Genomic DNA, 8,318 nt, shown 5'->3' with positions numbered 1-8,318 from the left:
GGTCGCACCCAGCCGGCGCCAGTACCACTGCTAACTGCGAAGAGCCAGATACGCCTCGATCTCCATCTTCCCCACCTCGCCGCCGAGTGCGAAGTGGCGGAGCCACAACTCCTCGACACCGGGTTCGGAAGCGCGGAGCGCAGCGAGGAGTTGCCGGCGATGCTCGCCGTCGGGGAAATAGTTCATCGCCGCGTCAGACCGACTCTCCGAACCTACCTCCTTTCGAAGCTCGGCGTTCCCGGACGTGCAGTCCCGATCGTCACCCTTCGACACCGCACCCGAACGCGTCCGAATTGGCAGAATTCGAGATATGCCGACCCGGACGATCGGTGGTCACCGCATCACCCTGACCAACCTCGACAAGGTGCTGTATCCGAGCACCGGGACGACGAAGGGCGAGGTCGTCGAGTACTACGAAGCCGTCGCCGAAGCGATGCTTCCCCACATCGTCGGCCGGGCAGCGACCCGTAATCGGTGGCCGAACGGTGTCGGCGAACAGTCCTTCTTCGAGAAGAACCTCCCCGACCACGCACCGGCCTGGCTCGACCGTCGCACCCTGCATCACAAGGACCGGCGGGTCACCTACCCGCTGTTCGATTCCGCCGCCGGGCTCGTCTGGCTCGGGCAACAGGCAGCCCTCGAACTCCACGTGCACCAGTGGCGTTTCGACGGAGAGAAGGTCGGACCCGCGACCCGCATCGTCTTCGACCTCGACCCGGGGCCCGGCGTGGGCCTGGCCGAGTGTGCGGAGGTCGCGCGCCACGTGCGCGACACCGTCGCCGAACTCGGGTGGTCGGCCTATCCGGTCACCAGCGGCAGCAAGGGCATCCACCTGTACGTCCCGCTCGATCGGATGCTGTCGTCGTCGGGGGCGTCGAAGGTCGCGAAGCAGGTCGCGCGCAATCTCGAGACCACCCTTCCCGACCTGGTGACCGCGACGATGGCGAAATCGGCGCGCGAGGGCAAGGTCTTCGTCGACTGGAGCCAGAACAACAGTTCCAAGACGACGGTCGCGCCGTACTCGCTGCGCGGTCGCGATGAGCCGTGGGTGGCGGCGCCGCGCAGCTGGGACGAACTCGACGACCCCGACCTCGCGCAACTGCAGTTCCGGGAGGTCCTCGCCCGCATCGAGGAGTTCGGGGACCTGCTCGCCGGTCTCGACCCGCCCCTCGACAAGGCTGTGTCCGGAGACAAGGCCGTGTCCGGAGACAAGGCCGTGTCCGGAGACAAGGCCGGGTCCGGCGGCAAGACCGTGTCCGGCGGAGACGCCCTGGACACCTACCGCGGCAAGCGCGACGCGTCGCGCACCCCGGAACCGGTACCCGACCGCGTCCCCGAGGACGGTCCCGGCAACAGGTTCGTCATCCAGGAGCACCACGCGCGTCGCCTGCACTACGACCTGAGGCTCGAACGCGACGGTGTGCTGGCGTCGTGGGCCGTACCGAAGAACCTGCCGGACACCTCGGGGCGCAACAATCTCGCGGTACGGACCGAGGACCACCCGATCGAGTACCTGACCTTCCACGGGACGATCCCGAAGGGCGAATACGGCGCCGGCAGCATGACCGTGTGGGACACCGGCACCTACGAGACCGAGAAGTGGCGGGACGACGAGGTGATCGTGCGGTTCCACGGCGACCGGATCGAGGGACGGTACGCGCTGATCCGCACCGAGAAGAACCAGTGGCTGGCGCACCGCATGAAGGACCAGTCGTCGCCGAGCACCGAGTCGTCCGATGCCGATCCGGCCTCCCTCGTCGGATCGTCGGGGTCCAAGGCCTTCCCGCGCGATCTCGCGCCCATGCTCGCGACCTCCGGTGACGTCTCGGGTCTCGACGCCGAAGACTGGGCGTTCGAAGGCAAATGGGACGGATACCGCGCCATCGCGGAGATCGAGGACGGCACCGTCAGGCTCCGCAGCCGATCCGGTCGCGATGTCACCGGCGACTACCGGAAGCTCGTCGAACTCGCGACGATCCTCGACGGTCACCGGGCGGTGCTCGACGGGGAGATCGTCGCCGTCGACCGCTCCGGGGTGACGAGCTTCTCGATGCTGCAGCGGGGCGTGAACTACGAGTACCGCGTGTTCGACGTGCTGTATCTCGACGGGGTGTCGCTGCTGCGCAAGACCTACGACGATCGCCGACGGGTCCTCGAGGCGCTCGCCGCTGCCACGGACGGACTGATCGTCCCGGATCTGCTCTCGGGTGACGGCTCGAAGGCTCTCGCGCGCAGCCGCGCGAAGAACTGGGAGGGCGTGGTCGCCAAACGCCGGGACTCCGTGTATCTGCCGGGCAAGCGCGGCGCCGGATGGATCAAATCGAAGAACTGGCTCACCCAGACCGTCGTGCTCGGCGGATACCGCCGTGGCAACGGCAACCGTGCCTCGACCTTCGGCTCCCTGCTGCTCGGCGTCTACGACGACGACGGTGAGTTCGTGTACGTCGGCAAGGTCGGCACCGGTTTCGACGACGAGACGCTCCTGTCGGTGGCGAAGGCTGTGAAAGGGCGCATGAGCCGCACGAACCCGTTCGCGAACGAGGTGCCGGCCGCCGAACGCCGCGATGCGGTGTGGTTGCGGCCCGATCTCGTGGGGGAGGTGCGGTTCGGAGGATGGACGGAAGGAGACCGGGTGCGGCACGCGAGCTGGCGTGGTCTGCGCGACGATGTGGACGCGTCGAGTGTGGTGCGAGAAGAGGAAACAGGCGCTGACTGCTAACGTTCGTTCGAAGTCGGGTGATCGGGCATTAGGGGAGGCATCAATGGCCGAGGGCTCGCGTGGCGTCGTCCGTCGGATCGGTTTGGTCGAGGATCACGAGTCGGTCGCGCTCGGGTTCGCAGCGATGCTCGCCGATCAACCCGATCTCGAGCTCGCAGGTACCGCCACCACCGTCTCGGGTCTGCTCGAGCAGGTCACCGACCTCGACCTCGCCGTTCTCGACCTGCGCCTGTCCGACGGATCCTCCCCGAAGAGCAACGTCGAGCAGCTGCGCGCGGCGGGCCTCGAGACCCTGGTCTTCACCGGCGCCGAGAACCCGTATCTGCTGCGTTCGGCCGCCCGCGCCGGTGTGCTCGGGGTGGTGCGGAAATCCGAGCCCGCGGCCGTGGTGATCGAGGCGATCCGCGTGGCCGCCGCCGGAGGGCAGGTCGCCAGCACCGAGTGGGCCGCGGCGATCGACGGTGATCCCGAACTCGACGATGTCGGCCTGAGTCCGCGACAGCTCGAAGTGCTCGAACTGTATGCGTCGGGGGAGAAGCTCGACCGGGTCGCCCGGCTGACGGGTCTCGCTCCGCAGACCGTCAACGACTACCTGCAGCGGATCCGCCAGAAGTACGCGGAGGCAGGTCGTCCCGCACCCACGAAGACGGATCTGTACAAACGTGCCGTCGAGGACGGGTGGCTGCCGATGCCCGAACGGTCGGATGTCCGCCGTCGCTGACGAGCCGGCCGGGGACACCGGGGAGAAGTCGCACGATCGCAGCACGGCGGCTGCCGACCGACTTCTCCGGGTGTTCGCGCGATTCGTCGCGATCGGATATCTCTGCTACTTCGCGTTGCTCGTGCCGGAGATCCTCGAAGTGTCGGCACTCGTCGCGAGGTGGTGGACTCCCACCGCGGCCGTCCTCATGTTCGGATCCGGGGTCGCGCTCGGCTTCGCCTCGTTCCGCGGCACGGTGTGGATGCAGCGGACCGCGACCGTCAATGCGCTCGCCTACGTCGTGATGGTCGCATTGTGGTTCGTGGCGTGGAACGGGACGCAGATCCCGCAGGACCAGTCGTTGTGGTTCACCGCCTTTCCCGGCCTCGCGTCGCTCGCGGCGGCGGTCGCGTGGAGACCCCGGCGGGCGTTCGTCCACATGATCCTCGTGGTTCTGCTCGCGCAGTGCGCGAATCACCTCGTCCGCGACGCCCCCTTCGGATACTTCCTGGCACCCGACCTGGCGTTCGCGTTCGTCTTCTGCACGGTCTTCCTCGCGGCCGCGGTGGTGGGACTCGGCACCGGCCGCACCCTCGACGAGACCATCGCTGCCACCCAGGCCACGGCGGCCGCCGCGGCCTCAGCGGAAGCACGGAACGCCGAGCGCGCACGGTTCGATGCCCTGGTCCACGACCGCGTGATGTCCACCCTGCTGGCGGTGTCACGCAACGCACCCCGAGAGTCGCTCGTCGAGCAGGCCGAACGAGCGGTCGCCGAACTCGACGAGTTGCGGCGCGGCACCGATCGGGAGTCGGCGCTCGACGCCGCCGCGGTCGTGGCGCGGCTCCGATCGGCGGCGACCGAGGCCGACGAGGATGTCGTCTTCACCGGCCGTGTCGCCCCGGGATCCGGCGACGTTGCGTTCCCACCCGAACCCGCGCGCGCGACCGCCGCTGCCCTCGCCGAGGCGGTACGCAACAGCGTGCGGCATGCCGGAAAGGACGCGTCCCGCACGGTCGAGGTCGACGTGGCACCGAGATGGATCTCCGTGCAGGTCGTGGACGACGGCAGAGGCTTCGAACCCGAGGCCGTCGACCCGCACCGGCTCGGTCTGGAAGTGAGCATCCGAGGACGTATGCGCCGGGTGTCCGGGGGCCGGGCGGTCGTGCAGTCCGCTCCCGGCGCCGGGACCCGGGTGTTGTTGTACTGGCGGGATCCGGCCGCATGAACACTGCGAACTCGACCGTCTCCGATCTGCTGCGGATGCACAGCAGGCCCGCGCGGGCCTTCGCCGTCCTGTACGCGGTGACCTGCGTGGTGCTCGCCCTGAACACCGCGCCCCATGCGGAGGTCCGCTGGCCCCTCGCGATCGCCGTGATCGTGTGTGTGGCCGCCGCCTACGCGCTCGTCGCAGTCGAGGGGGACCCACTACCGGTGCGACCCGCACTGGCGATGACGTTCTCGGGCGCGATCGCGTCGGCGTCGGTGCTGTGGGTGGTGCCCGCCGATCCGGCACCGCACCCCATCGAGTTATGGCCGTTCGGGATGTCCACGACGATCCTCGTGTTCATGTGCGTGCGGGGACGCACGGCGTACGCCTGGTGCGGGATGCTCCTCATGCTCGTCGTCGCCGCGCTGTGGTCGCATCTCACGGGCCCCGGGATGGGCTACGGGCTCGGCCTGACGATCACGAGTGCGGGACCGGTGCTCATGGGCACCGTCTGCGCCTACACGATCCGCCCGCTCGCGCGGTCGATCTACCTGCTGCGCGCCCGGTCGATGCAGCGGATCGCGGCGGAGTCCGCGGCCGCCGCGGCTCTGGAGGAACGTGACGTCCGCCTCGGAAGCCTCGACGCGTCGGCGCGTCCGTTGCTCGAGCGGATCGTCTCGGGCGAACCCCTCGACGAGAACGAACGGATCGAGTGCGGACTCGTCGAGGCACGACTGCGCGACGGTCTGCGTGCGCCCGTACTCCAGGTACCCGAGGTCGACCGGGCCGCCGCTACGGCCCGCCGGCGCGGCGTCGAGATCGTTATGCTCGACGACCACGCCATGGACTCGGCATCTCCCGAGGTTCGGCGCGCCGTCTACCGGGAGGTGGTGGACGCGCTCGATTCGGTGAGAGAAGGGTCGGTGACCGTGCGTGTGTTGCCGCCGGCCCGCGCGGCGATGGTGACGATGCTCGTGAAGGGCGAGGATGTGCGCCGAATCGAGATCGGACACGACGGCCGGCGCACCGGTAATTAGGCGAAACACCGATGCCCATATTCTCTTGGGCAGAGAAAAATCTGTCTGGGTAGTTGTCGGTTTCAACCGTTAAGTTGTAGGCACTCGAAACGGAGTTCGTCGGGGGACTCGGTTCGATCCCATGTATTCATCTCGGTAGGGACGCGCTATGACGACGATGCTCGAACATTCCCCGGCACAGAAGCCTGCGCCTCAGAAGCCCGCACTCTCGGCTCGCGAGATCGAGATCCTGCGGGCCTGGCTGCTCTGCGAGTCCAAGTCCGAGGCGGCTGCGAGCCTGTTCGTCACCGCAGCCACGGTCAGCACCCACATCGTCCGCATCCGTGAGAAGTACGCCCGCGTCGGGCGTACGGCGACCACGAAGACGGCACTGCTCGCCCGCGCTCTGCAGGACGGTGTGGTCTCCATCGACGAGCTGTGACCCGTCGGCCTGCCACCACACAGGGTGGACACACGACGGATCCGACGAGCGCGGCCGACCGGATCCACCGGGTCTTCGGTCGGTTCATCAGCGCGGGCTACGTGTTCTACCTGCTGTTCGTCGTCCCCACAGCGGTGTCGCAGGCCCACCTCACGGCATGGTGGTGGTTGCCGACGGCACTGCTCGCGATCTTCGGCACCGGGATCGCGCTCGGGGTGGCGACCTTCCTGAGCGATGTCCGGTGGGTCGGACGACTCGCAGCCGCCAACGCCGTCGCCTTCCTGGTCGCGGCGGTCCTGTGGTTCCCGGCCTGGACGGGTGAGGTTTCCACGAACACGGCCTGGCAGGCGCTCTTCCCCGGAGTGGCAGGACTGTCCGCGGCGGCAGCGTGGCGGCCGCGGACGGCGCTCGCCTACCTCACGGTGGTGGTGCTCGTCGTGCAGACCACCAACTATCTGCTGGTGAACACCACGACGGGATACCGCTTCGTCCCGGAACTCGCGTTCGCGCTCATGTTCTGCGGGGTCTTCGCCGCCGCGGCGATCGTCGCCTTCCGCACGGGCGACGTCCTCGATTCCACCGTCGCGGCCACGGAGAAATCCGTCGTCGCAGCAGCGGCGGCCGCGGCCAGGACGGTCGAACGCGAGCGGTTCGACGCACTCGTCCACGACCGGGTGATGTCCACCCTGCTCGCCTCGGGTCGCGGCGCATCCGACGGTCCCGTCGCGGCCCAGGCCCGTCGTGCGCTGGAGATGTTCGACTCCCTGCGGCGCGGCGACGACACCGAGAGCAGCTTCGACGCCGACCGGGTGGCAGCCCAGTTCCGCTCGGCAGCCTCCGAGGTCGACGAGGACGTCGAGTTCACGACCACGACGAGCACCGATGCCGGACCGCACTACCCGGCCGACGTGATCAGAGCGGTCGCAGCCGCACTGGCCGAGGCCGTGCGGAACAGCGTGCGCCACGCCGGCCCGGGCACGCAGCGGGCCGTGCACGTCGACCTCGGGCCTGGATCGGTCCGGGTGGTCGTCCGCGACGACGGCCACGGATTCGACCCCGCCCAGATCGACCCCTACCGGATGGGCATCCGCGCGAGCATCCACGGACGCATGCGCGGCATGGCCGGGGGCGACTCGGAGATCACCTCGGGTCCCGCGGGCACGACGGTGACGCTGCACTGGTGCGATCCGGCCGAGCGTCGCGCGCCGTGACCGCCGAACCCACCCGCGACGTGCGCGACCTGCTGGGGATGCGCACCACGGCCGCACGTGTGCTCGTGAGCCTCTACGCCCTGGTCTGCCTCGTGCTGGCGGCGTTCGGCGCCGAGCACACTTCCGCGAGCTGGCCTCCCGCCCTCGCCGTGCTCGTGTGCACGTTCGCGGCGTTCACCCTCATCACCGTTCCGGGCGACCCGCTGCCGATGCCGGCGACGATCCTGCTCGCCGCCACCGGGACGGTCTCGTCGGCGCTCGTGTTCTCGGTGCTACCGGTGCCGTCTCCGGGAGGCATCGCGACCTGGCCGCTCGGGATGTCCACGGTCGTCTTCACCTTCATGTGCGTGCGCGGTCGCACCTTCGCGGCGTGGATCGGGTTGGCCTGCATGATCGCGACCGCGACCTTCTGGACCTACGCCACCGGACAGGGGATCGGCTCCGGCCTGTCGCTGTCGCTCGTCAACGCCGCCCCGGTCCTCATGTCCACCTTCTTCGCCTTCACCCTGCGACCCCTCGCCGGATCCATCTACCTGCTGCGTGCGATGTCGTTGCAACGCAGCGCAGAACAGGCGGCCTCGGCTGCAGCGCTCGAGGAGCGCGACGCGCAGCTCGACCGGCTCGACTCCCTGGCCCGGCCCCTCCTCGAACGCATCGCGACCGGGGAGGTACTCGAGGCGGGGGAGCGACGCGCCGGTGTGCTGCTCGAAGCACGTCTGCGGGACGGGCTTCGAGCACCGGCCCTGCAGGACCCCCAGGTCGTCGAGGCGGCCGACGCCGCGCGCCGGCGAGGCGTGGACGTGGTGATGCTCGACGATCACGGCCTGGACGGGGTGCCCCCCGACGAACAGGCCCGCCTCCGCAGTGCGGTCGCCGACGAACTCGACTCGGTGTCACACGGTTCCGTCACGGTGCGGGTCCTGCCCCCGGGACGCCGGGCCCTCGTGACGATCCTCGTGCGCGGGGACTCCGTGCGCCGCATCGAGCTGGGCAAGGCGTCGCAGGGTTAGAGTCACACCT

8 protein-coding genes are annotated in these 8,318 nt (G+C 69.1%); 7 read left to right on the top strand and 1 reads right to left on the bottom strand.

Going from position 1 to position 8,318, the window contains the following annotated elements; genetic code table 11:
- Nucleotides 1-30 precede the first annotated feature (30 nt).
- Nucleotides 31-186, bottom strand: coding sequence for a hypothetical protein (locus tag QR64_RS26995; protein ID WP_153811621.1), 156 nt, complete (start codon nt 184-186; stop codon nt 31-33).
- A 124-nt stretch (nt 187-310) separates the two neighbouring features.
- Between QR64_RS26995 and QR64_RS02775 the strand changes: the two genes are divergently transcribed.
- The 7 genes from QR64_RS02775 to QR64_RS02745 all read left to right on the top strand — a co-directional run bounded on the left by QR64_RS02775 (nt 311) and on the right by QR64_RS02745 (nt 8,308).
- The gene (locus QR64_RS02775; RefSeq protein WP_039583980.1) at nt 311-2,719 is read left to right on the top strand and encodes an ATP-dependent DNA ligase; all 2,409 of its coding nucleotides are present in this window, start codon (nt 311-313) and stop codon (nt 2,717-2,719) included.
- Between the two features lie 43 nt (nt 2,720-2,762).
- Nucleotides 2,763-3,440, top strand: coding sequence for a response regulator transcription factor (locus QR64_RS02770; protein ID WP_006551596.1), 678 nt, complete (start codon nt 2,763-2,765; stop codon nt 3,438-3,440).
- Nucleotides 3,424-4,647 carry a sensor histidine kinase gene (locus QR64_RS02765; RefSeq protein ID WP_039583979.1) on the top strand — a complete coding sequence of 408 codons (1,224 nt, stop codon included), beginning with the start codon at nt 3,424-3,426 and terminating at the stop codon, nt 4,645-4,647. Before QR64_RS02770 ends, QR64_RS02765 begins: the two co-directional genes overlap by 17 nt.
- Nucleotides 4,644-5,666 (top strand): hypothetical protein, encoded by a 1,023-nt coding sequence (locus QR64_RS02760; protein WP_024103134.1) that lies wholly within the window; start codon nt 4,644-4,646, stop codon nt 5,664-5,666. The genes QR64_RS02765 and QR64_RS02760 overlap by 4 nt, the downstream gene beginning before the upstream one ends.
- 148 nt (nt 5,667-5,814) lie before the next feature.
- Entirely contained in the window at nt 5,815-6,087 is a 273-nt protein-coding gene (locus tag QR64_RS02755) for a LuxR C-terminal-related transcriptional regulator (RefSeq protein WP_016692216.1), read from the top strand.
- A complete protein-coding gene (locus tag QR64_RS02750) occupies nt 6,084-7,298 on the top strand; it encodes an ATP-binding protein (RefSeq protein WP_039583976.1) in 1,215 nt (404 codons plus the stop codon). Before QR64_RS02755 ends, QR64_RS02750 begins: the two co-directional genes overlap by 4 nt.
- Entirely contained in the window at nt 7,295-8,308 is a 1,014-nt protein-coding gene (locus QR64_RS02745) for a hypothetical protein (RefSeq protein ID WP_039583988.1), read from the top strand. The genes QR64_RS02750 and QR64_RS02745 overlap by 4 nt, the downstream gene beginning before the upstream one ends.
- Nucleotides 8,309-8,318 lie beyond the last annotated feature (10 nt).

The organism is Rhodococcus sp. Chr-9 (genome assembly GCF_000801125.1).
Taxonomy (GTDB): Bacteria; Actinomycetota; Actinomycetes; order Mycobacteriales; family Mycobacteriaceae; genus Rhodococcus; species Rhodococcus pyridinivorans.
The sequence above is the reverse complement of the archived record's forward strand: the minus strand, read 5'-3'. Positions and strand labels throughout refer to the sequence as shown.

Coding starts and splice junctions, on each gene's coding strand:
- QR64_RS26995 (WP_153811621.1), bottom strand. CDS start 186: ATGAACTATTTCCCCGACGGCGAGCATCGCCGGCAACTCCTCGCTGCG.
- QR64_RS02775 (WP_039583980.1), top strand. CDS start 311: ATGCCGACCCGGACGATCGGTGGTCACCGCATCACCCTGACCAACCTC.
- QR64_RS02770 (WP_006551596.1), top strand. CDS start 2,763: ATGGCCGAGGGCTCGCGTGGCGTCGTCCGTCGGATCGGTTTGGTCGAG.
- QR64_RS02765 (WP_039583979.1), top strand. CDS start 3,424: ATGTCCGCCGTCGCTGACGAGCCGGCCGGGGACACCGGGGAGAAGTCG.
- QR64_RS02760 (WP_024103134.1), top strand. CDS start 4,644: ATGAACACTGCGAACTCGACCGTCTCCGATCTGCTGCGGATGCACAGC.
- QR64_RS02755 (WP_016692216.1), top strand. CDS start 5,815: ATGACGACGATGCTCGAACATTCCCCGGCACAGAAGCCTGCGCCTCAG.